The sequence below is a fragment of the Micromonospora lupini genome (assembly GCF_026342015.1).
Classification (GTDB): Bacteria; Actinomycetota; Actinomycetes; order Mycobacteriales; family Micromonosporaceae; genus Micromonospora; species Micromonospora lupini_B.
Genome location: NZ_JAPENL010000001.1, coordinates 1,502,832 through 1,524,464, shown reverse-complemented (window position 1 = coordinate 1,524,464; position 21,633 = coordinate 1,502,832). Strand labels below are relative to the sequence as shown.

The 21,633-nt window shown below is 72.1% G+C and carries 16 protein-coding genes; 3 read left to right on the top strand and 13 right to left on the bottom strand.

All coding sequences use genetic code 11. The features are described from left to right. Nucleotides 1-70 precede the first annotated feature (70 nt). The 5 genes from OOJ91_RS06965 to OOJ91_RS06945 all read right to left on the bottom strand — a co-directional run bounded on the left by OOJ91_RS06965 (nt 71) and on the right by OOJ91_RS06945 (nt 5,155). On the bottom strand, nt 71-1,435 hold the full coding sequence (locus OOJ91_RS06965; protein ID WP_266243725.1) for an extracellular catalytic domain type 1 short-chain-length polyhydroxyalkanoate depolymerase: 1,365 nt from the start codon (nt 1,433-1,435) through the stop codon (nt 71-73). 319 nt (nt 1,436-1,754) lie between these two features. Continuing rightward, nucleotides 1,755-2,360, bottom strand: coding sequence for a response regulator transcription factor (locus OOJ91_RS06960; RefSeq protein WP_266243723.1), 606 nt, complete (start codon nt 2,358-2,360; stop codon nt 1,755-1,757). Further along, nucleotides 2,357-3,508: a sensor histidine kinase gene (locus OOJ91_RS06955; protein ID WP_266243722.1), complete on the bottom strand. Its 1,152-nt coding sequence runs from the start codon at nt 3,506-3,508 to the stop codon at nt 2,357-2,359. Before OOJ91_RS06955 ends, OOJ91_RS06960 begins: the two co-directional genes overlap by 4 nt. 20 nt (nt 3,509-3,528) lie before the next feature. Beyond that, the gene (locus OOJ91_RS06950) at nt 3,529-4,260 is read right to left on the bottom strand and encodes an ABC transporter permease (RefSeq protein ID WP_266243721.1); all 732 of its coding nucleotides are present in this window, start codon (nt 4,258-4,260) and stop codon (nt 3,529-3,531) included. Nucleotide 4,261: 1 nt separating this feature from the next. Further along, nucleotides 4,262-5,155: an ABC transporter ATP-binding protein gene (locus OOJ91_RS06945; protein ID WP_266243720.1), complete on the bottom strand. Its 894-nt coding sequence runs from the start codon at nt 5,153-5,155 to the stop codon at nt 4,262-4,264. A 315-nt stretch (nt 5,156-5,470) separates the two neighbouring features. On the opposite strand from OOJ91_RS06945, the gene OOJ91_RS06940 reads away from it, so the two are divergent. Continuing rightward, entirely contained in the window at nt 5,471-7,531 is a 2,061-nt protein-coding gene (locus OOJ91_RS06940) for a cellulose binding domain-containing protein (RefSeq protein WP_266243719.1), read from the top strand. Between the two features lie 75 nt (nt 7,532-7,606). Here the strand turns inward: OOJ91_RS06940 and OOJ91_RS06935 are convergent, their stop codons facing one another. The 6 genes from OOJ91_RS06935 to OOJ91_RS06910 all read right to left on the bottom strand — a co-directional run bounded on the left by OOJ91_RS06935 (nt 7,607) and on the right by OOJ91_RS06910 (nt 13,353). Continuing rightward, nucleotides 7,607-9,955, bottom strand: a complete 2,349-nt coding sequence (locus OOJ91_RS06935) for a VWD domain-containing protein (RefSeq protein ID WP_266243718.1) — start codon at nt 9,953-9,955, stop codon at nt 7,607-7,609. Then, nucleotides 9,952-10,563: a hypothetical protein gene (locus tag OOJ91_RS06930; protein ID WP_266243716.1), complete on the bottom strand. Its 612-nt coding sequence runs from the start codon at nt 10,561-10,563 to the stop codon at nt 9,952-9,954. Before OOJ91_RS06930 ends, OOJ91_RS06935 begins: the two co-directional genes overlap by 4 nt. Before the next feature lie 225 nt (nt 10,564-10,788). Next, a complete protein-coding gene (locus OOJ91_RS06925) occupies nt 10,789-11,382 on the bottom strand; it encodes a hypothetical protein (RefSeq protein ID WP_266243715.1) in 594 nt (197 codons plus the stop codon). Nucleotides 11,383-11,387: 5 nt separating this feature from the next. Beyond that, nucleotides 11,388-12,740 (bottom strand): EndoU domain-containing protein, encoded by a 1,353-nt coding sequence (locus OOJ91_RS06920; RefSeq protein WP_266243714.1) that lies wholly within the window; start codon nt 12,738-12,740, stop codon nt 11,388-11,390. Nucleotides 12,741-12,752: 12 nt separating this feature from the next. After that, the gene (locus OOJ91_RS06915) at nt 12,753-13,049 is read right to left on the bottom strand and encodes a WXG100 family type VII secretion target (protein ID WP_266243713.1); all 297 of its coding nucleotides are present in this window, start codon (nt 13,047-13,049) and stop codon (nt 12,753-12,755) included. Next, nucleotides 13,042-13,353, bottom strand: a complete 312-nt coding sequence (locus OOJ91_RS06910; protein ID WP_266243712.1) for a hypothetical protein — start codon at nt 13,351-13,353, stop codon at nt 13,042-13,044. The genes OOJ91_RS06915 and OOJ91_RS06910 overlap by 8 nt, the downstream gene beginning before the upstream one ends. Before the next feature lie 171 nt (nt 13,354-13,524). On the opposite strand from OOJ91_RS06910, the gene OOJ91_RS06905 reads away from it, so the two are divergent. Both OOJ91_RS06905 and OOJ91_RS06900 read left to right on the top strand, forming a co-directional pair. Beyond that, the gene (locus tag OOJ91_RS06905) at nt 13,525-16,074 is read left to right on the top strand and encodes a WD40 repeat domain-containing serine/threonine protein kinase (protein WP_266243711.1); all 2,550 of its coding nucleotides are present in this window, start codon (nt 13,525-13,527) and stop codon (nt 16,072-16,074) included. A 10-nt stretch (nt 16,075-16,084) separates the two neighbouring features. Then, nucleotides 16,085-20,377, top strand: a complete 4,293-nt coding sequence (locus tag OOJ91_RS06900; protein ID WP_266243710.1) for an FtsK/SpoIIIE domain-containing protein — start codon at nt 16,085-16,087, stop codon at nt 20,375-20,377. A gap of 194 nt (nt 20,378-20,571) precedes the next feature. On the opposite strand, the gene OOJ91_RS06895 is transcribed toward OOJ91_RS06900, so the two are convergent. Together OOJ91_RS06895 and OOJ91_RS06890 are read right to left on the bottom strand one after the other, a co-directional pair. Continuing rightward, a complete protein-coding gene (locus OOJ91_RS06895; protein WP_266243709.1) occupies nt 20,572-20,811 on the bottom strand; it encodes a hypothetical protein in 240 nt (79 codons plus the stop codon). Between the two features lie 278 nt (nt 20,812-21,089). Continuing rightward, nucleotides 21,090-21,536 (bottom strand): hypothetical protein, encoded by a 447-nt coding sequence (locus OOJ91_RS06890; protein ID WP_266243708.1) that lies wholly within the window; start codon nt 21,534-21,536, stop codon nt 21,090-21,092. Nucleotides 21,537-21,633 lie beyond the last annotated feature (97 nt).

Below are 21,633 nucleotides of genomic sequence, written 5' to 3'. Positions count from 1 at the left end.
ACGCATCGACTACGGGGCCCGGCTCGGGAAGGATCCCGGGCCGGGCCGCAGCGCCGATCGGGTTACCGCGTCAGCTTCGGGTCCACCGCTGGCTGGTGCCGCCGTTGCAGGTCGAGAGGACCACCTGGCTGCCGTTGGCGGTGCCGGCGGCGTTCGGTGCGAGGCACAGGCCGGACTGCACTCCAGTGACCGTGCCATCGGTGTTGATGTTCCACTGCTGGTTGGTGCCACCATTGCAGTCCCAGATGATCACCCGGGTGCCGGAGGACGTCCCGGCGCCCTCGGCGTCCAGGCACTTGGTGCCGTACACCTGGAGTTGCCTGGCTGCGGTCGACGTCCACTGCTGGTTGGTGCCGCCGTTGCAGTCCCACAACGCCACCTGCGTGCCGTTCGTCTGCGACCTGGAGGGGACGTCCAGGCACCGGCCGGCGTTGACGTTGCGCAGCGGCGCAGCCGTGCCGCTCGGCGGCGGGGTGGTCGGCGGCGCGGTGGTCGGCGGCGGGGTGGTGGGGTTGGTGGTGTCGAAGCCGAGGAAGCGGATGGCCTGGGCGGCGTCGAACGGAATGGAGTGGCCGTAGCCCTGGAAGCTGATCGCTTCGACCGGGGCGGTGGGGCCGGTGCCTCCGTAGCGGGTGCGGGTGGCGCTTGTCTGGGGGTAGTCGGTGTAGCTGGGGGTCTGGGAGACGCCCTGCACGTTTGTCCACTGCTTGATCTGTTCGCCGAAGTTGACGTAGCTCAGCGTGGTGTCCGTGGTGCCGTGCCAGATCTGGACACGGGGGCGGGCGCCGGTGTAGCCGGGGTAGGCGTTGCGGACCAGGTCACCCCACTGCTGCGGGGTCTTGGTGATGCGTCCGCCGGAGCATTCGCTGTTCCACTCCGCGCCGTTTGTGGTGGCGAAGCAGCCGAACGGGACTCCGGAGGAGCTGAAGCCGGCGCTGAACACGTCCGGGTAGAGGCCGAGCATGACGTTGGTCATCATGGCGCCGGAGGAGAAGCCACCCACGGCGATGCGTGTCGAGTCGACGGGGTAGCGGCCGCGGACGTAGTCGAGCATGGACTTCAGGCCGACGGGGTCGCTGCCGCCGTCGCGGCGCAGGGCCTGCGGGGAGGAGACGTCCCAGCACTTGCTGCTGCGGGTCACCGACGGGTAGATCACGATGAAGCCGTAGCGGTCGGCCAGGGAGCTGAGGCCGAAACCGCTGTGCACGGCCGGGCCGCTGCCGGTGCAGTAGTGCAGTGCGAGGAGCAGCGCCGGGCGGGCCGCGACCCGGTCGGGCACGTACAGGTGCATCTGCAGGTTCGTCGGGTTGGTGCCGAAGTTGCTCACCTGGGTGAGCGTCGCGGCAGACGCCGGGGTGGCGAGCGTGACCACAGCCGTCATCGTGGCCAGAGCCGTCGCCAACCCGGCGGCCAGCAGAGCGAGTCTTGTTCTCATCGGCGGTTCCTTCGCAGTGAGTGCAGCGGGGGTGGTGGGGGTGGGGATGCCGCGCGGGAAGGAGGCCCGGACGCGCGACGTCTGCCGCGCGTCATGCGCGGCTGCTGACTGGTCCTGTTGCGCCGCCCGCCCGCCGAAGGGTGCCCTGACCAGCGAAGGCTCTCCCGGTGAGCCGTGGACGCTGATCGCCCCGCATCGACTGTGAGCGATAACATGCTGTTCGTCAAGACGTAACGTATGACGTCAGTTCACGTGGGTGAGCGGCCTGCGTCCGGCGGGTCCTCCGGAGACCATGACATGCCTGGCCGACCGCAGTGCATCAGAGCCAGCCGTTGGCGCGCGCGGTGCGGGCCGCCTCGATCCGGTTGCGGGTCGCGGTCTTTCCGATGGCGGCGGACAGGTAGTTGCGGACGGTGCTCTCCGACAGGTGCAGCCCGGCGGCGATGTCCGCGACCGTTGCACCGTCCACGGCGGCGGCGAGCACGTCCCGTTCCCTGTCGGTGAGCGGGTTCGGGCCGGCCGACAGGGCTGCCGCCGCGAGGGCCGGGTCGATCACCCGGTCGCCCGCGAGCACCCGTCGGACGGCCACCGCCAACTCCTCGACCGGCCCGTCCTTGACCAGGAAGCCACGGGCGCCGGCCTCCATCGCCCGCCGTAGGTAGCCGGGCCGACCGAACGTGGTGAGGATCAGCACCCGGCAGGAGGGCAGCCTGTCCCGCAGGACGGCGGCCGTGTCGAGGCCGCTGCCGTCGGGCATCTCGATGTCCAGGAGGGCCACGTCCGGACGGACCCGAAGGGCGGCCTCGGTCGCCTCGGCCCCGGTGGCGGCCTCGGCCACCACCTTGATGTCGGTTTCGAGGTTCAACAGCAGGGCCAGCGCGCCGCGCATCATGCCCTGGTCCTCGGCGAGTAGCAGCCGGATCATCGGGGCCACCGTCCGGCGGGGGAGTGCGGGACCCGGGCGGTGAGCAGCATTCCGCCGCTGCGTACCGGCGCGACGTGCAGTTCGCCGCCCGCCTGCTCCAGCCGCTCGGTGAGGCCGCGCAGGCCGTTACCCGGCTGCGGCCGGCCGCCCACCCCGTCGTCCCGAATGGTCAGTACCGACTCGCGGGCGTCGGCGGCGACCTCGATCTCGCATCGCGACGCGCGGCTGTGCCGCAGCACGTTCGTCACCCCTTCCCGGAGCGCCCAACCGAACGCGTCGTCGGCCTCCACGCCGAGCGGATGGTGTGTCTCCCGTACGGTGACCGAGATCCCGACGTCGGCGAGTGCCGTCCGGACGCTGTCAAGTTCCCGGCCGAAGCTGCGCTCCCGGTAACCGGTGACCGCCTCGCGGACCTCGCTGAGGGCGGTGCGACCGATCCGCTCGATGTCGGCCGCCTCCGCCGCGGCTCGGAGTGGATCCGTCGGGGCGATCCGGCGCACCACCTCCGCCTTCACCACTACCAGCGACAGTGTGTGGCCCAGCAGGTCGTGCAGGTCCCGGGCGAACCGCAGCCGTTCCTGCTGCACCGCCGTCCGGGCCAACTCCCGCTGGGTGCGGCGCAACTCCTCCACCAGGCGGGCCGTCCGGGAGAACGCCAACGTCAGGGTGCCCGCGAGCACGGTGATCAGTGCCGTCTGAGCGGTGTCGGCGGCGGGCAGACCGTGCGCCACTCCGATCGCCACGACGGCGGCGACGGACCCGCCGACCCACCCGAACCCCCAGGCCGCTCGGACGAAACCGACCGCGCCGGCCGCGGCGACGTACATGAACAGGACCAGCCAGCCCTCCGGCCCGCCGCCGTACGCGACCGCCAGCCCGACCGCGAGCAGCGCGAAAGCCGCCAGGCCGGCGTGGTGCAGGGCTGGTCGGACGGCCAGGTCGGCCACGGGTACGGCCACCAGGGCGAGGTAGAGCAGCGCGAAGACGACAAGCCCGACGGTCGCCGCCGCCGCGGGGTGCACCTGCCCGCGTGCGATGGCTGCGGCCGGTGTCAGCAGGAGCCAGAGCCACAGCGTGTGCGCCGCGACGAGCAGGAAACCGCGACGGTTCCGAACCCGCCCGACGGATTCCTCCGTACCTGACGACATGGTGGCCACGGTAGCGAGGCTCAACGGCGGACGGTCGACCGTCGGTACGCCCACGCCGCGAGCGCCGCGAAGGCCAGGCCCCAGGCGGCGAGTACGCCGAGACCGGAGGGGGAGGGCGCCAGCCCGGCCACCGACCGCCAACCGAGCTCCGCGAACCGGTACGTCGGCAGGGCGTGCGCGAGGTGCCGCAGCGCGGCGGGGAAGTACGCCACCGGCACCAGCAGACCGCCGAGCACCGACAGGCCGAGAAAGGCGAGGAAGTTGACCGGCTGGGCGATCTGGGGAGTGAGGCCGTACCCGATGGCGAGCCCGAGCAGCGCGAACGGCAACGTGCCGACCCACATCAGCAGCAGCAGCGCGGCCCACCGGCCTGCACCCAGGTCGACGTCGTGCTGGATCCGCCCGGCGACGCCGACCGCGACGACCGACGGCACCCCGCTGAGCGTGCAGACCAGCGCCTTCGCGATCACCGCCTGCCCGGCGGGCAGCGGGGTGACGCGAAGTTGGCGCAGCCAGCCCACCGCCCGTTCCTGGGAGACCGACGAACCCACCGAGAGAACGCCCGCCAGCGCGCCGTAGCCGGCCAGGCCGACCATGAGAGCGGCCGACGCGTCCACGCCCTCCAGCTGATCACCGTCGGCGCTCAGCATCGAGAAGATCACGTACGTGACCACGGGTCCGAGGACGCTGAACAGCAGCAGCCGTGGGTCCCGGACCAGCCGACGCAGCTCGAATCGTAGGTATGCGCGCATGTCAGTGCTCCGGCGGAGTAGCAGTGAGGGTGAGGAACGCGGCCTCCAGCGCGGCGGTGCTGACCTCCAGGCTCCGGAACCCGCGGGTGCCGGCCAGGGCGAGCACGGTGGCGTCGGAGTCGTCGCTGGTGAGTACGACCCGGTCGCCCCGGACCTGCACCGACCGGACGCCGGGAAGTGCCTCCAGCCCCTCGGCCGGTCTCCCGGCGAGGTCGAAGGAGACCGTGCGCCCGCCAGCCAGAGCACGGATCTGGGCCGGTGGTCCATCGGCGACCACCCGACCCGCGGCGAGCACCACGACCCGGTCGGCGAACTCGTCGGCCTCGTGCAGATGGTGGGTGCTGAACAGGACGGTGTGCCCCTCCGCGGTGTACCGGTGGATGGCCGTCCAGAACGCCTGCCGGGCGGCGACGTCCATCGCGGCGGTGGGCTCGTCGAGGATCAGCAGGTCCGAGCCACCGGCCAGCGCGAAGGCGAACCGCGCGCGTTGCGCCTCACCGCCGGAGAGCCTGTCGAGTCGGCGGTCTGCCCGGTCGGTCAGCCCGGCCAGAGCGAGTATCCGGTCGGTGGCCAGCGGGCGGGGGTAGAGCGCCCGGGCGAGCTCGACCACCTCCCGGATCGTCGCGGCCGGCACCCACCCCGCGTCCTGGAGCATCGCGCCGACCTGCCCGGCCCGGACAGCATCGGCCGGAGGCCGGCCGAACAGGGTCACCTCGCCGCCGTCGGGCGGGTCGAGGCCCAGCATGATCGAGATGGCGGTGGTCTTGCCTGCGCCGTTGGGGCCGAGCAGGGCGGCAGTGCTGCCCCGCGCGATGCTGAGGTCGACTCCGTCGAGGGCTCGGACCGGGCCGAACCGCCGGGTCAGTCCGGTGAGGCGTACGGCTGTGTCATCCATGTCCAGCACGCTAGGCGCGGGCCAGCGGGGCCGGCAGAGCCACCGATACGCAGTCGGCCAGGACATTTGTCCCTGGGTGCCGCCGCGTACCCCTTGAGATCCCTGATTCGACCGTGACATTCTTGGCCGTCGATGACCTGCTGCGCGCGGGGCTGACGCCCATCCACTGGGCAACCGGGGTCCGAGCAGGACACCCGGGGGATGGGGCACGAGCGACGGGACGCCGGGGCCTGTCCGTCCACGAGTCCGCCCGTCACCGCGCCGCACCCTGCCGGCTGGGCGACTCACTGTCGTTCATCGCGAAGGAACCCAGCCATGCACATCCCGAGAAGCCGTACGGCAGTCCTGGCGAGCCTGTTGCTTGCCGCGGGCGCGCTCTCCGGCATCAACCCCCCGACCGCCAGCGCGGCGCCCGACCCGGTCGCCGTGACAGTGAACGCCCGCGCCGGCCTGGCGACGGTGCCCGACACCGCGTTGGGCGTCAACCATGCCATCTGGGACCAGAACCTGGGCACCACCGAGACGTCGGACCTGCTGCGCGACGCAGGCGTGCAGATGATGCGCTATCCCGGCGGCTCGTACGCGGACATCTACCACTGGAAGGACCACACTGCTCCCGGCGGGTACGTCGCCCCGAACACCGACTTCGACACGTTCATGGCGGCGGTCGAGCGGGTCGGCGCCCAACCGATGATCATCGCTAACTACGGCACCGGCACACCGGCCGAGGCCGCCGAATGGGTGCGCTACGCCAATGTGACAAAGGGCTACGGCGCGCGGTACTGGACCATCGGCAACGAGAACTACGGCAACGGGCTCTACGGGTCGGCGTGGGAGGCGGACGACCACCCGGACAAGAGCGCCAGCCAGTACGCGCGGCTGGTAGTCGAGTACGCCGACGCGATGAAGGCGGTCGACCCGAGCATCAGGGTCGGCGCGGTGCTGACGATGCCTGGCAACTGGCCGGACGGGATCACCGCCGGCAGCGACCCGGGTCCGTGGAACCAGACAGTTCTCTCCCTCGCCGGCCCGAAGATCGACTTCGTGGACGTGCACTGGTACCCGGGTGGCACCGCCGCGGAGTCGCTTACCCGCACCAACCAGCTTCCCGACGCGACCTACCTGCTCCGGCAGCAGCTCAGCCGGTACGCGGGCCCGAACGCCGACCGGATCGGCATGAGCTTCACCGAACTGAACGTGGGCACCGGCCAGAACACCCAGCCGGGGGCGCTGTTCCTGGCCGACGCGTACAGCGGGCTGTTGGAGAACGGCGTCTTCACCGCCCAGTGGTGGAACGTGCACAACGGCATCGGCACCGTGAGCGAGGTGGCGGGCCAGACCGACTACGGCGACTTCGGGATGCTGTCCAGTGGCGGCTGCACGGCGGACGGCTCGGTGTGCGAACCGCCGTTGAACACGCCGTTCGCGCCGTACCACGCGCTGGGCATGATGAAGCTGTTCGCGACGACCGGCGACCAGTTCGTGCGCGCCGGCACCGACGAGCCGCTGGTCAGCGCGCACGCCGTGCGGCGAGCCAACGGCGACCTGGCCGTGCTCCTGGTCAACAAGGACCCGGACGCGGCCCACGACGTCGCCATCGACTACGCCGGGTTCACGCCGTCGACAGCCGCGCCGACGGTGTCCACCCTCACCAACGGCGCGACGGGCATCGCCACCGGCCAGTCCGGCTCGGCGACCAGTCGGACGCTGCCGCCGTACTCGTTGACGACGCTCGTGCTGCGCCCGGCCGGCGCGACCGCCGGGCGGCCCTCGGCCCCGGGCCAGCCCACCGCCACCACCGTCACCGACCGGGCCGCGACGATCACCTGGCCGGCGGCCACCGCAGGCAGCAGCCCGATCGCCAAGTACGAGGTGTTCCGGCAGAACGGCGCGGTCAGCGAGCAGCTCGGCGAGACGGCGACCACGTCGTTCACCGTCGGCAACCTGGTGCCGGGAAGTAGGTACACGGTCAACGTGCTGGCCCGCGACACGGCCGGCCGGGTGTCCTGGGCCTCACCGCCGTTGACGTTCGCCACCGGCAGCCCGGCGGCCAGCGCGTGCACCGTCCGCTTCACCACCGCCAACGACTGGGGCAACGGCTACATCGGCGGCGTCGAGATCACCAACAACGGGACGAAGCCCATCAGTGGCTGGACGCTCACCTGGACCTGGCCCACCGGCTGGCAGCAGGTGAGCAGCGGCTGGAGCGCCACCTGGGAGCAGGTCGGCGCGTCCGTGCGCGTCACCCCGACCGACGACAACCGGCAGATCGCCGCGGGGGCCAGCGTGAGCGCCGGCTTCGTCGGCGCGTACAGCGGGCCGAACGTGCTGCCCACCGCGTTCAGACTCAACGGCACCGTCTGCACGACCGGCTGACACCGCGGTCCGGCCGGCCCGCTCGCCGGGCCGGCCGGACCGGGCCCTCCCGGTCACCCTGCGCCAGGCGGCGGGTCATCCGGCCTGGCGCAGGGTGACCGTGGCGGACCCGGTGTCGTCCGCCCACGGGTCGAGAACGAGTGTGTAGGTGCCCTTCTTCGGCAGTGGACCCGCCTCGAACCTGCCGCTTCCGCCGATCACACAGCCACTTGCCACCGTCGCGTCGTCCGGACCGTTCAGCAGCAGGATCCCGCACCTGTCGGGCAGGTTGGCGCCTGTCACCTCGACTGTGACGCGGCGACCGGCGTCGGCGGGGAACCGCAGCCGGCTCACCGCGCCCGGCCGGCCGACGGTAAGCGTGACGGCCCGCCCGTCGGCGACGGTGTCGGCCTGCTCGTCGTGGGCGTCGCGCAGCCGCACGTCCGCCCAGCCGGTGTCGGTGGAGGTCCCGTCGACCTCCAGGACGTAGCGGCCGGTGGCCGGCAGGACGAACCCGTCCACGTTGCCCAGGCCGCCGATCACGCAGCCGGTGGCCACCTCCGCGCCCGCCGGGTCGCGCAGCCGCAGCAGGCCGCACCGGTCCGGCAGGGTCGCGCCGGTGACCTGGAGGAAGACCTTCTGGCCGGTACGCCCGTCGAAGGCCAGGCGGCTCACCGCTCCCGGCTGGGCGAGCGTCGCCCGCACCGCCGGCCCGTCCAGGGTGAGCGTCTTCTCCTCGTCGGTGACGGTGACGACCCGTACCGTCGCGCGGCCGAGGTCGGTGCCCCACGGGTCGAGCACCACCTGGTGGTCGCCGGTCTCGGTAAGCGTGGTGGTGTCGATGAAGCCGACACCGGAGATGACACAGCCGCTCGCCAGTTGACGCCCCTGCGGGTCGAGCAGCAGCAGGATGCCGCACCGATCCGGCGTGGTCGCGGTCGGCACCTCGACGAAGATCTTCTGGCCGGCTCGACCGGGCACCTTCAGGGCGGCGGTGGCGCCGGGTCGGGTGACCTCCAGGGTGACGTCGCCGGCGGCGGGGGCGTCCCGCTGGGCGCGCGCGGCGTCGGTGGCGAACGCGACCTGTCCGGTGAGCCCGACGTCGAGCACGCAGTCGGCGAGGGTCTGCGGGTCGGTGACGCCGGCCCGCCGGCAGACGAGTTCGGCGGTGGCCCGGTTGGGCAGTTCGCCGACGGTGAGCAGCCGTTCGGGGAAGCGCCGATCGGTGAACGTGCCGGTGTCCTGACCCGGCTCGTAGTCGAACAGCGACCGAGGTGCCTCGACGCGCCAACTGTCGGCGAAGCCGGGGTGGAGCGCCTCGAACGTGAGCGGCAGGGCCACCCGCTTGCCGCCGCGGACGGCCAGGTCGTCGCCCGGGTCGCCGTCGCGGTCCCCGAGCAGCCCCTCAAGCGTCCCGGCCCGGGCGTCCGGGGCGCTGACGCTCACGCTCAGCCCCCAGACGCCGAGAGGGTGCGCGGTCAGCCGCGTGCCGTCCGGCCAGTCCACAGTCACCGTGCCGTCGCCCCAGGTGGTGACCGTGCCGCCGTGCTGCAGCTTCGTCCCGGTAGGCGTGACGACAGGCGGTGCGCCGTTCACCCGGACCACCGGGCCGCCGGGTGTCGCGTACACGCCTACCCGGTCACCCTTCACCCGCGCCGCGACGGCGGCGTTGACGGCCACCACCGAGCTGGCCGGGAACATCGTCTGCCGGGTCTGGACCTCGAAGTCGTCGGTCGTCGAGCGGCTGAGCACGAACTCACCGGCGGCCTGGAAGTCGTAGCGGAGACCGTCGTAGGTGAGCAGGTGCGGGTCGCCGTTGCTGTTCGCACAGCGATAACCCTTGCCGACCACCGAGATCGAGCAGCCGCCACGGGGAGTCTGCGGGCCGGGCGGGTCGCAGTCCTTGCCGTTCGTCGGCAGCGGGAAGCCGCCGTACGTCGTGCGCAGCGGCACCCCGACGGCCTTGCGGTACGCGTTCTCGGCCAGCACCGCGTGCACCTCGCCGGGGTCCGCCCCGCTCGCGAACTGACCGCCCTGGGTGCAGAACTGGCCCCGGTCGGTGTTGTTCACCATGTCGAGGGCGTGGTTCATCTCGTGGATGAGGGTGGCGCACTGGTCCTCGGTGAACCCCGGGCCCTCCTCCGGCAGCTTCCGCCCGTCGTTGCCCGGCACCCAGTTGATCTGCACGTCACTGCCCGGGATGTACGTCGTGGTGTCGCTCTCCGAACCGAAGATGGGCTTGCGGACCTTGATCTCCTTACCGGAGCGTTCCAACTCGTCGAGCACCGCGCCGTTGCCCGAGCCGCGGATCTGCCCGACGCAGCCCGCGTACTCCGTCTGCACGTCGGAATTGACGGTGACCACGGCGGACGCCGACTGCGGGGCCAACAGCACCAGCACCCCCGCCAGGACCACGCCCAGCCGAATCGCGCGCACGCCGCTCACCCGCCCCTCACCTCGAACTCGACAGTGCCCTGCTCGGCCGTCGCGGCGCAGGCGTCCGCCGGCACCCCCGGCAGGGGCGCCCGCAGGTAACCCACCACCAGCCGGTACGCCCCGGGCTGATCCACTGGCCACCACGTCACGGTGGCCCCGCCGCGCCCGTCGGAGGCGGAGGTGGTCACGGCCGCTCCCACGGGGCTCTGCGGGTCACTGTCGACGGTCAGTTCCACCGCGCCGCGCGGTGGCACCGCGACCAGGTTCTCGATGAGGTACGCGGTGAAGTCCCGGTAGTAGGCGGCAGCACCGATGGCGGGGGCGACAGGCGCCCCGTCACGGGTCAGCGCCATGACCGTCACCGCGCCGGCCGGCACCCGGCTCAGCCTGCACTCGGCGTCCCTGTTGTTGACCAGCTTGAGCCGGATGGTGACCTGCTCACCCACCCGGTACACCGGCTGCGACGCCGTGACGGTGAGGCCGAGAGTCGCCGTACCGCCGGAGGGGGCCGGCTTGGGACGCGACCTGCGGCATCCGGCCGTCGTGGCGAGCAGCAGCAGGGCGAGGCAGCCGGCGAGCGCCACACGCCCTACCGACCCTGCCCGGGGTACGCCCATGGGCCGCGCGCCTCCTCGGACCGACGTCCGTCGTCGGCGATCCCGGCCAGCCTGGCCGTCGAGGACGGCGGGTGCTGTCGTGATTGGGCCTGGCGGATGTCCGCTAGCCGACCCCAGGGGCAGTCGACCCACCATCGTGGTGGTTACGCTGCGGCAGAGCCGGGCCGGACTGGATCGGTTCCTACGCCGCCCCGGCGCCGCCCTGGACACCGTCGGGCGTTGCCCTCAGGTGTGCCAGATCGTCGCCGCGCCGGCCAGGGCGGCCTCCTGGTACGGCGTCCGCGTCGAGCCGTCGGCGACGACCTCGACCGGCCACCTCTGCCGCAGCGTCGTCCACAGCTGCGCCGTCACGCCCGCGTACGTCGCGAGCTCGTCGGTGCCCTCGGCCACCCGCAGCACGTAGAGCCAGGCCGCTTCGTCCGGTGCGCCGTCGAGCGGGGCCCGCCAGACGCGGTGCAGGCTGCGGCCGTTCCGACGCGCGGCATCGGTCGACAGGAGGTCGTCGGCCGCGGTCGGGTCGGGGGCGTCCGTCGGCCCGGTGGGGCTGAACCGGTACGGCGGGGTCGGCACCTCGGCGATGATCGGCACCTCGGCCAGGTCGGGGCCGTCGGGGTCACCGAGGAAGGAGCGCATCAGTGCCTGTTCCTCGACGGTGATGCCGACCCCGTGGTACGCGAGGCTGAGCAGCAGCGTGTCGTCGGCCAGGGCCGACTCGCCTGCGGAATAGTGCTCCCGCACGGTGCCGAGGGTGTCGTCGGCCAGCCGGCCCGCGAGGCGTCGACACACCTCGGCGACCGCCGCGTAGGACTTCACATCCATGGTGTTCATCTCTTGTTGTAGTCGCCGAGCTCGGTCGTCGTGACGTTCCCCTGAGCGTCCTGGACGACCCTGATGATCTTTCTGCCCTTCGGGCCTTCCCAGGTCCAACTGCCGTCGCCACCGACAGCGGGATTACTGTAACGAGGCGTGGTGCTGTTCGGGATTCCCCGCGGAGCAGGCGTCGGCGCGTTCGGGTTCCTGATGACACCCGGATCGCTGGGGTCCGTCGGGTAGGACGTACGTATCTCGCCGTCGGCGAGCACTGTCGTCTTGACCTTGACGCCGTTGACCACGCCTTCGTAGTCGTAGGCCCACCGCCGATTGCCGTCCGCGTCCTTGGTCAGGTACGGCCCCTTCATTGGCGGGCCCTGCTGCGTCACCTGGAGCACGGCATCGCGGATCTTCGACTCGTCCCAGTCCTTCGGGAACTCCGTCTTGCCGGGCAGGCCGGTGCCCGCGAGGTGGCCGCCCTGCCGGCTGCCCTCACCCTCGACGATGTGTTTCTTCGACGCATCGGTGTACCGGATGTCGCCCGGGTCGGGCGGCCGCGTCGGCGCGGGCGGCCGGTTGGTCTGTGTCGGCGCGGGCGGTGTGGGTGGCGTGCTGGGCGGTGTGGGTGGCGTGCTGCGCTGTTTCGGCGCGGCGGTGGTGGCTCCCGAGCCGCTCGACCCGGCCGGGTGCCTCTGCTGCGACACCCGCCCGGTCGCCGGGTTGCCCCCCGAGATCGGTGAGCCTCCGGACTGCAGACGGCCGAGGGGCACCACCGCGGCGCGGATCGCGGCGGCGCACCGCGCTGCGGCAGCCTGATAGAGGCCCTTCGCCTGCAGCGCGGAGGCCCGAGCCTGCTCGCGTTCCGTCTCACACAACCGCGCGGCCTGACCGATGCGGACGACCATCGTGAAGACCGGCTCGCGTTGCCCCGCCGCGTACGACTCGTTGAGCCCTCGCCAGACACCCGGCCCGTAGGTGCGCCGACCGGTCAGACCACAGAACTGACCGAGCAGGTTCCGGTACTGACTGTCAGCGGCCACCGCGAGACGCAGCGCGGCCCGGGACTGTGCCTGGGCACGCGCCAGCTCGTTGGCGAAGACGGACAGCGCCTGTGCGCCGGCGAGGTAAGCGTCGGCCAGGGCTTTGGCGTCGTCGGGCAGTTGTGCGAGTTCGCGGTCCACGGTCGCGGCGAAGTCGCCCCGGAGGGCCAGCGCACCGCTGTTCGCCGCGACGGATCGCAGCCGGGCGCTGTGCCCGTTGGCTTCCCCGGCCCGACGCTGGAGATCGGCCACCATCGCCTGGATCGAGGCCGGATCGCCCGGGGTCGGGTCACCGTCGTAGAGGTCGAGGACCTGCCAGTCGTCCATGTCGGCAGGCGCTCAGCCGTTGATGCCCCCGGCCAGCCTGGCGTCCAGCTCCTGGTGCTCGCGGACGACCCCGACCAGGAACGACGACATGCCCTCCAGGCCACCGATCATGTTCTGGGCGCCTGTCGTCCACTGTTGGTAGGAGTCCTGGAAACGGCCCGAGGCCAGTTGGGTGCGGAACTCGCTGTTGACCAGTTGGTCGATCATCGCCTTCAGTGCGCTCAGCTTCTGGGTCATCTCCTCCTGCCCGCTGGTCAGGCTCCGGGCCGCCGACTGGAGACCCTCGTAGCCGACGCTGACGTCACTCATGAGTCTTTCCCTTCGAGGGTTTGTTGGTCGGCAACTGACTGCCGAGCGAGCTGTCGAGCTGGGCGTGGCCCGCGACCACACCGTCGAGCCGGGCCGCGGCCGCCGTCACGGCGGCCAGCAGGCCGGTCTGGTGCCGCGTCGCCGCCGTGCTGAACTGCTGGAGCGCGGCGTCGATCTCACTCGAGCCGGTCGGCGCGAGGCGCGGGGTCCGCTGCCCGGCCGACTCCAGATCCGAGCGTACGTGCGTCAACTGCCGGGCGGCGTCGACGACCCTGTCCCGATCAAAACCGAACCCGGTTGCCATCGCCCCGTGACCCCTCCGGAAGCCGCCTTCTCGTACGATCGGAGTTGGCCTCGCGGACCACTGGGACCGGCTCACGCAGCGGATCCGGTCTGTTGTGGACGGACACCGACCCACGATCGGGCGGAGTAACGTACGCGCCGACTGTAGTGGTCGACGGCAAGGAGCGCGAGGGTGCCAGATCCCCAGTCGGCGCAGCGGCTCGTCGCGGGCCGCTACCGGTTGGAGAGTGTGCTCGGCCGGGGCGGCATGGGTGTCGTCTGGCGGGCGACCGACGAGCTGATCGGGCGCGTCGTCGCGGTCAAGGAGGTCCGCGCCCCGGGTGGCCTGACCGGCGACGAGCGGCGGCTGTTCGGCGAGCGGGCGCTGCGGGAGGCGCGGACCGCCGGGCGGATCAACCATCCGGCGGTCGTGGCGATCCACGACCTCGTGCCGGCAAGCGGCGACGACGAGGCCGTCTACATCGTGACGGAGCTGGTGGACGCGCCCACGCTGGCCGATCTCCTCGATCGGGAGGGGGCGTTGTCGCCGGCCCGCGTGACGGCGATCGGCGTACGCATGCTGGACGCACTGGACGCCGCGCACTCGGTCGGCGTCGTACACCGCGACGTCAAACCCGGCAACATCATGGTGCTCCCCGGCGACGCGGTGAAGCTGCTCGACTTCGGCATCGCGCAGGCCGCGGGGGACGCACGTCTGACCCGCCACGGGGTGATGGGCTCGACCGGTTACCTCGCGCCGGAGTTGTTTCAGGGCAGCGACCCCACACCCGCCGCCGATCTCTGGTCGGCGGGCGTGACTCTCGCCCAGGCCGTCACCGGTGAGCTGCCCTTCGAGCGGGCGTCCACCGCGGCCACCCTGCACGCCATCCTCTACGACGACATCCCGGCCATGACCTGTGGGGACCCACTGGCCACGGTGATCAGTGGTCTGCTCATCCGGGATGTGGCGCAACGGCTCACCGTTCAGCAGGCCCGCGACCTGCTCGCCGTTCCGGTCGAGGCCGGGGCGACGGGACGCCGGGACAGCACGGCCTCCGCCGCAGCCGCGGAGGCCGACCCTCCCGCGGCGGACAGCGTCGAGGCCGATGCCGACGCCGCCCCGGTGGGCGAATCCTGGGAACGGCAGGCCACGACCGTGCACCCGGACCGGTCCACGCCACCTCGCCAGCGGCAGAGCGCGGGGTCGCCGCCACAGTCGACCGGGGCGCAGACGACGACGTTCCCGGTCGCGGTACCCGAAAAGACCCGAGGTGCCCACGCGTGGGCTCGGCTGGCCCTGCTCGTCCTCGTGTTCTGGGCGGTAGTCCTGCTCGTCGAGCTGGTGACGGCCAGCGCCCTTCCCGAGTGGATGTCGATACCCGCAGTCGTCGTCATGCTGGGGCTACTGGTGTGGAGTCTGGCGGAGACCATCGTGGACCCGTGGCACGGCACCATCGGGTTCGGTTCGCGCGGCCTCCACTTTGCCGGCTCCCGCGGATCACCGCCTGATCTGCCCTGGGAGCACGTGGCCACCATCGCCATCTGGCCGGGCGCAGCGTCGTCGACAGGCGGTTCCAGACTGGGAATCGAGCTGTCGGCACGTGCGCCGACGCCCGGGCCGACGCCAGGGAAGATCTTTCAGGCTCCCCCGGAGCAGGGCGGCCGCGGGCCGACGTGGATCGTCGGAGACATCGGCCTCGGCCCCGCGACCATGGCGACCAGACTGGACGCGGTCGTCCCTGACCACGTCCGCGTCGATCGGTCCCGGGAGGTGCCGCCCTGGTCCGCGCGGGCCTTTCGACCGTTCGGCCAACGGCGACCACGGGCGCTGCTGTGGTTCACGCTGCTGGCCGGCGTCATCCTGTGCGGCCACCTGGTCCTGCACCAGCGCAATTCCACGATGGAGACGCTCGACGACGACGCGGTGAGCGCGGTGGCGTTCAGCCCGGACGGCGCCACGCTCGCCAGCGCGGACGCCGGGACGTTCGCGATCACGTTCTGGGATGTGGCGACGGGGAAGACGAAGGCCGTCGCCGCGGGGCACCGCGAGGAAGTCACGGTGCTCGCCTTCAGCCCCGACGGGAAAACCCTCGCCAGCGGCGGGCGTGACGGCGCCGTCAAGCTCTGGGACGTCGCCGATCAGCAGGTCAGGGCGACCCTCGTCGTCGGCGAGTACGACACGGTCACGCGCGTGCTGTTCTCGCCGACCGGGGACAGCATCGCGGCCGTTGGATCCGGTGACGTCAAGGTCTGGCCGATGGCCGCGCTGAGCAAGCCGGTCACCCTGTCGGCGGGGGAGGTGGACATCGAGATGATCCGCTTCACTCCGGACGGACGCGTCCTCGTGGGCCTCGATGGGAAGGGGGCGGTGCGGGCCTGGGAGGCCGCCAGCGGCCGCAGCGCCGCCCGGATCACTGGACCCATCGCGCCGTGGGTGGACATCAGGTCCGACGGGGAGACGGTGATCCGGGCCTCCGGCTCCGGCAACGTCGTGGCGATCCTGGACGGAGGGTCGCGCCCTCCCGACGCGACAGCCTTCGGGCCGGGGGACCTCTTCGTCACGGCCGAAGAGGGAGAGGTGCGGATCTGGCACACCACGGTTGCCCGGACAGCGCACAGGTACAAGGAGGGCTTCCTGGACTCCGACATCCTGCCGTCCGACGTGGTGGCAATGGCCCCGCGCGGCGAGACCGTGGCCCTCGGCGGCGCCGAGGGGCTTCGGCTGTGGACGTACGGCTCGTGAAGGTTCGGACATGATCCTGCGAATGACAGTGCGGGACGTCGACACCGGGGCGACGCACGACGTCGAGATCACCGCGACGCCTGCCACAAGTGTGCGATCCCTGCTGGCCGTGCTGCCCATTCCGGCCACGGGCCGCCGCTGCTTCGCCGGTGCCGTCGCGCTGGACCCGGCCGCGCGCCTGGCCGACACCCCACTGCTGGCCGGCTCGGTGCTCAGCGTGGGCGGCCCCGGCCCGGCCGGTCGCCTCGTCACGGACGGCGCGGTGGGCGTACTCGATGTGGTTGCCGGCCCGGACGCGGGCCTGGCCGTCGCGCTGCGGCCCGGAACCCACCCGATAGCTCGCAGCTCAGGCGCGGCCCTGCCGCTGCGCGACGCCGACGTCTCCCGCCGCACGCACGCCCTGCTGGAGGTGTCGCCGGACGGCACGGCCACCATCACGGATGGCGGATCGAGCAACGGCACGTTCGTCGACGGCGGCGCGGTCACCCACACGATCCCCGTGTCGTCGACAAGCGTCGTCCAGATCGGCGGCGACGAGTTGCGGTGGACGCCCCTGCCCGCCGGGGCGCGGCGGCTCGTCCGGGCCCCTGATGCTCGGATCGACTTCGACAGCGCCTTCGCCCGCGTTCCGGTCATCCCCACCACCGGGGTGACCATGCCGGTGCGAACGACAATGGCGCGCGGTCCCGCGGCGGCGGGGATCCTCGCGGCGGCCGGGGGATTCGGTGGGGCCGCCCTGCTCGCTCACCAGCCGATCCTGCTGGTCGGCACGGCGCTGTCGTTCGTCGGCTTCCTGCTCAACCAGTCCGCGCAGGAGAAGCAGGACGCGGAGCGCGAGGCCGCCTTCACCACGACGAAGAAGGCCGTCCAATCGGCCATCGCCGCCCAGGTCGAGGCGGAGCAGGGGGTACGCCTGGCACTCGCGCCGAGCCCTGCCGAGATCGTGGACATCGCCGGCGGTGTGCGATCCGGTCTGTGGACCCGGCGGGCCGGGTCACCGCAGGCGCTGACGTTGCGGGTCGGCACCGCCGACCAGCCGGCGTCGGTGACGGTACGCGGTGAGCCCTGGCCGGAGTTCCGCCCCCCGAAGCTGTCGGCTGTCCCGATCACCGTCGACCTGGGCGCCGTCGGTGTGCTCGGTGTGATCGGCCCGGACGAGGCGGTCCGCGACGTCCTGCGCTGGCTGCTGCTGCAACTGGCCACCCTGCGCGGCCCCGACGAACTGCGGATGGTGCTGCTCAGCACCGCCGAGGTGGGCGCCCTGGCCTGGGCACGCTGGCTGCCGCACGTCGACGCGGGCGACGCCGCGCCCTACTCGTGCCGGATCGGCAACACCGCCGCCACCCGCGCCGAGCGCGTCCGCGAGTTGCGTACCCTCGTCGCGTCCCGGCGTGCCGAGCGCGACCCGCAGCGGTTCGCGGAGGTGGTCGTCGTCCTCGACGGCGCGCTGGCGCTGCGCGACCTGCCCGGGATGGACGAGGTGCTGCGGGACGGGCCGGCGGTCGGGGTGCACCTGATCTGCGCCGACCGGCACAGCATGAACGAGTGCCGGGGACTGATCGAGGTGTCGGGGGACTCGGCGCGGCTCACCGGTAGCCCCGACGGCCAGGCGGTGACTGTCGACGCCGACCGGATCGATGCGGCGACCGCCGAGCGGCTGGCGCGGGCGTTGGCGCCGATGCGGGACCGGGCGACCCTCGGGGCGACCCAGAACGCCATCCCGCGCGCGGTACGCCTGCTCGACCTTCTCGACCTCGGCACACCTACCGCCGCCGACGTGCTGGCGCTGTGGGAGAGGGGCCGGGGTCCGCGTACCCGTGTCGTGCTCGGCGCGGACGCGACCGGGCCGGTGTCGGTCGACCTCGCCGGCCAGGGTCCGCACACCATGCTGGGCGGCGCGACGGGCGCCGGCAAGAGCATCCTGCTGCAAACCCTTGTCACGTCGTTGCTGCTGGCCAACCGGCCCGACGAGCTCAACCTGGTGCTCGTCGACTTCAAGGGCGGCAGCGCCTTCCTGCCCTTCGAACACTGCCCACACGTCGTCGCCCTCATCCGATCCACCGGGGAGACCCCCGCCGACGTGTTCGACGAGGCGGCGGCGGCCCGGGTCCTCGCCTCCATCCGGGCGGAGGTGAGCCGACGCGAGTCCCTGCTGGCCCGCTACGACGGGGAGATCGACAGGTACTGGCAGAAGCGCCTGGGCGGCGCGGCCCTGCCGCCGCTGCCCCGACTCGTGCTGATCTTCGACGAGTTCGGCCGGGTGCTGGACGCCTCTCCGGCCTTCGTCAGGGAGTTGGTGAACGTCGCTGCGAAGGGCCGCTCGCTCGGCATGCACCTCGTGCTGGCCACACAGTCGTTGCAGGGCAAGCTGTCGCCGGAGTTGAAGAACAACGTGTCCCTGCGGATCAGCCTGCGGCAGAACGAACCCGCCGACAGCACCGAGGTGCTCGGTGTGGCGGACGCCGCACGCATCCCCGGCGCGCTGCGCGGGCGCGGCATGATCCTGTGCACCACCGCCGAGAGCCGCGTCCCGCAACCGTTCCAGTCCGGCTATCTCGGCGACCCGCCGCCCGCCGGTGGGGCGGCCCCGGCCGTGGTCCGGGTCCTGAGCCCGACGGACCTCGGCGCCCCACGACCCACCGTCGCGCCGACGGCCGGCGGTGGCCCCACCGACCAGGAGCTCACCATCGCGGCGATCGAGGACGCCGCCGGCCGCTCCGGGCTGGCGGCCCCCTTCCGACCGGTGCTGCCCCCGCTGCCGGCCACGCTTCCGGTCGACGAGCTTCCCACGCGGGAGACCACCGCCGCGCCGACGACTGCCGTACCCTTCGGCCTCGCCGACGACCCGGCACGCCAGGCGCAGCCGGCGGACTTTCTCGACCTCGCCGGTGTCGACCGGCTCCTCGTCGCCGGTGGCCCGCAGTCCGGCCGGACGACCTTCGCCCGGACCTTGATCACCGGACTGGCCGGCCGGTTCCGGCCCGACCAGGCCCACCTGTACGTCGTGGAACGGCACCCGGCGGGCCTGGCCGAGTACGCGGCGTTGCCGCACTGCGGCGGGGTTTTCTCGCCTGCGGAGCCCGACCGGATCCGTCGCCTGGTCACATGGCTCGACGAGGAGATTCAGCGCCGCACCGGCACCGCGTCTTCGCCGGACGGGGCACGACCGCACATCGTGGTCGTCATCGACGGCTGGGAACACTTCGAGGACCACGCTGACCCGGCCTTCGTCGAGACGTCCCTGGTCGCCACGCTGCGCGGCGTCATCAGCGCGGGTACGCCACTCGGGGTGCACGTCGTGCCGATCGGCGGCCAGGACATGCTCAACCACCGGCTGCCGACCCTCTACAACAGGCGGCTGCTCCTGCCGTTCCCCAAGGAGGAGACCCGGCGGGCGCATCTGCAGAGCGGCATGGCCAGTCCACCCGTCCTGCCCGGGAGGGCCGTCGACGCCGGCAGCGGACGGCACGTGCAGATGTGCCTACCGACCCGGTCGGCCACGGACCTCGCCGCCGCGTCGCCCGACACGCCCGCCCACCGGCTGCCCCGGCGGTTCCCGGCCCTGCCGTCCCGGATCGACCTCGCCGCGTTCGACACCCCTGCGGCGGACCAGGGCCCGTCGACGTGGATACCGCTGGGAGTCGGTGGGCCCGACACCACGGCCATCGGCGTCGACCTGTTCGAGGCCGGGCCGCACCTGATGCTGATCTCCGGGACCGGCGGGACCGGCCGTACGACGGCAGCCGCCACTGTGGCACACGCGCTGCGCCGACGCGGCATCGCCGTACTCGCCGTCGCGCCGCCGCAGTCCCCGCTGCCGGGGCTGCTCCCCGACGACCCCGGGCTTCGGGTGCTCACCGGCGTCGCGATCAGGGACACCGACCTGCGCGACGCCGTCACGCCCTTCGGCGACGACCCGTACGCGGTGGTCGTCGACGACGTGGACCGGCTCACCGTGCTGCCCACCGAACAGGGCTTCGCGAGCAGCCCCACGCTGCTCGACGACATCGCCCAGCCCGCGGCTCGCGGCCGGCGGGCCCTGATCGTCACCGCCGACGCCACGCCCCTGTTGACCGGCTTCCCCAGTCCGCTCACCCGCCTGGTCAACGCCGTCATGATGGCCGGGACGCGACTCGTGCTGGCCCCGAGCAACCGGACGACGGCGGTGGCCCACAGCATCACCCTGGAAGCCGACCAGTACCTCACCGGCCCACCAGGGCGCGGCTACCTCTCCACGGGCCGTACCCCGGTACTGATCCAGGTGGCGGCATCGCGCCCACCCGCATCTCCCGCGATGGCATGACGAAGCCGCGAGCGGGCGCTGGCGGTGGTCAGGACGAGCCCGCCGGATCGCAGCCGCCGTCCTCACGGTGTTCGGCGTAGCGCCGGGCTTCACCGCCCGCCCCCGAAAGGGCGGCGCCATTGGTCGAGACCCTTTGGACCTGATGTCGTAGACGAATCACCCTCTCGCCCCGCCCGCGTGATTCGTTTACGGCATCAGGTCCAAAGGCGCCGACCCCACTGCCCGCCGGACAGTGCGGAAGTGATCGAGCCGTTGACGTCGCACGTCGAGGACCGGCCGTAGGCGTCGATCCACAACCAACCGTGGTACGTGTGTCGGTCGGTGAGGGCGCGAATCACGCGGACGATGATGGGCCGGGCGAACTGCGGGCTCGCGGCGCGGGTCAGGTGCAAAAGGTCACCGGACCGCACCTGTGGTTGCTGGTCGATGGGCATGATCCCCCCTGCAGGCGTTGGGAAGGGGTTCGTCTCGGAGGTCGCCCGGCGGTCGTGACCGGCGGACGGATGATCGCCCCCGCATCGGAGGGCACCACCATCGGATCGACGCTGTGGAGCTGATGTCGCCAACGAATCACCCGGCGCCCCACGCGCGCACCTGATTCGTTGACGACATCAGCTCCACAGCCTCCGAACCTCTCTACCGCCCCCCGGTCGGCCGTGACGTCGAACGCGGCGTGACGTGGTCGGCATGCTCGATGCCGACGAGCGCTTCGTCAGCCGTCGACGCTGCGGAAGGTGGTGGAGTTGCAGGAGTAGCCCGTGTAGTCCTGAGGACCGTCCGCCCCGCAGATCTCCATCCGGACGACGTCGTTCGCGTAGATCTGAGCCGGGTCCCAGATGACCGAACTCCCGGAGCCGCCGCCGTTGTACCTGGTGTCCGTCAGGACGCCATTGAGGTAGAAGCGGCCCAGGACGCCGTCACCGTTGGCGCAGGTGTCCCGCACGACGAAGTAGTCGTCGTTCATGCCGCCGCCGGGTGCGCCCTCGCCGTAGTCGACGAAGTCGAGGCGACCGGCCTGACAGCCCGCGTTGCTGTCCCAATAGGTCACGTAATGGTCGTCGTTGACGGCCGCGGAGGCCGGTGCGGCGCCGACGACCAGGGCGCCGGCGACCGCCGCGAGCGCCATCGACATGGTGAGCGCAAGACGCTGGACCTGCATGTGCCACCTCCGAGAGTGGTGCTGTCGGGCCGACGGATCCGGCGGCCGGCACCAGCGTATTGACGCGGTTCGACACACTTCCACCGTTGAGGTCTGT

What these genes read in the sequence shown, in the direction of transcription:
- OOJ91_RS06940 (WP_266243719.1), top strand. Translation starts at nt 5,471, where the DNA reads ATGCACATCCCGAGAAGCCGTACGGCAGTCCTGGCGAGCCTGTTGCTT.
- OOJ91_RS06930 (WP_266243716.1), bottom strand. Translation starts at nt 10,563, where the DNA reads ATGGGCGTACCCCGGGCAGGGTCGGTAGGGCGTGTGGCGCTCGCCGGC.
- OOJ91_RS06895 (WP_266243709.1), bottom strand. Translation starts at nt 20,811, where the DNA reads ATGCCCATCGACCAGCAACCACAGGTGCGGTCCGGTGACCTTTTGCAC.
- OOJ91_RS06890 (WP_266243708.1), bottom strand. Translation starts at nt 21,536, where the DNA reads ATGCAGGTCCAGCGTCTTGCGCTCACCATGTCGATGGCGCTCGCGGCG.
- OOJ91_RS06945 (WP_266243720.1), bottom strand. Translation starts at nt 5,155, where the DNA reads ATGGATGACACAGCCGTACGCCTCACCGGACTGACCCGGCGGTTCGGC.
- OOJ91_RS06920 (WP_266243714.1), bottom strand. Translation starts at nt 12,740, where the DNA reads ATGGACGACTGGCAGGTCCTCGACCTCTACGACGGTGACCCGACCCCG.
- OOJ91_RS06960 (WP_266243723.1), bottom strand. Translation starts at nt 2,360, where the DNA reads ATGATCCGGCTGCTACTCGCCGAGGACCAGGGCATGATGCGCGGCGCG.
- OOJ91_RS06955 (WP_266243722.1), bottom strand. Translation starts at nt 3,508, where the DNA reads ATGTCGTCAGGTACGGAGGAATCCGTCGGGCGGGTTCGGAACCGTCGC.
- OOJ91_RS06950 (WP_266243721.1), bottom strand. Translation starts at nt 4,260, where the DNA reads ATGCGCGCATACCTACGATTCGAGCTGCGTCGGCTGGTCCGGGACCCA.
- OOJ91_RS06910 (WP_266243712.1), bottom strand. Translation starts at nt 13,353, where the DNA reads ATGGCAACCGGGTTCGGTTTTGATCGGGACAGGGTCGTCGACGCCGCC.
- OOJ91_RS06965 (WP_266243725.1), bottom strand. Translation starts at nt 1,435, where the DNA reads ATGAGAACAAGACTCGCTCTGCTGGCCGCCGGGTTGGCGACGGCTCTG.
- OOJ91_RS06915 (WP_266243713.1), bottom strand. Translation starts at nt 13,049, where the DNA reads ATGAGTGACGTCAGCGTCGGCTACGAGGGTCTCCAGTCGGCGGCCCGG.
- OOJ91_RS06900 (WP_266243710.1), top strand. Translation starts at nt 16,085, where the DNA reads ATGATCCTGCGAATGACAGTGCGGGACGTCGACACCGGGGCGACGCAC.
- OOJ91_RS06925 (WP_266243715.1), bottom strand. Translation starts at nt 11,382, where the DNA reads ATGGATGTGAAGTCCTACGCGGCGGTCGCCGAGGTGTGTCGACGCCTC.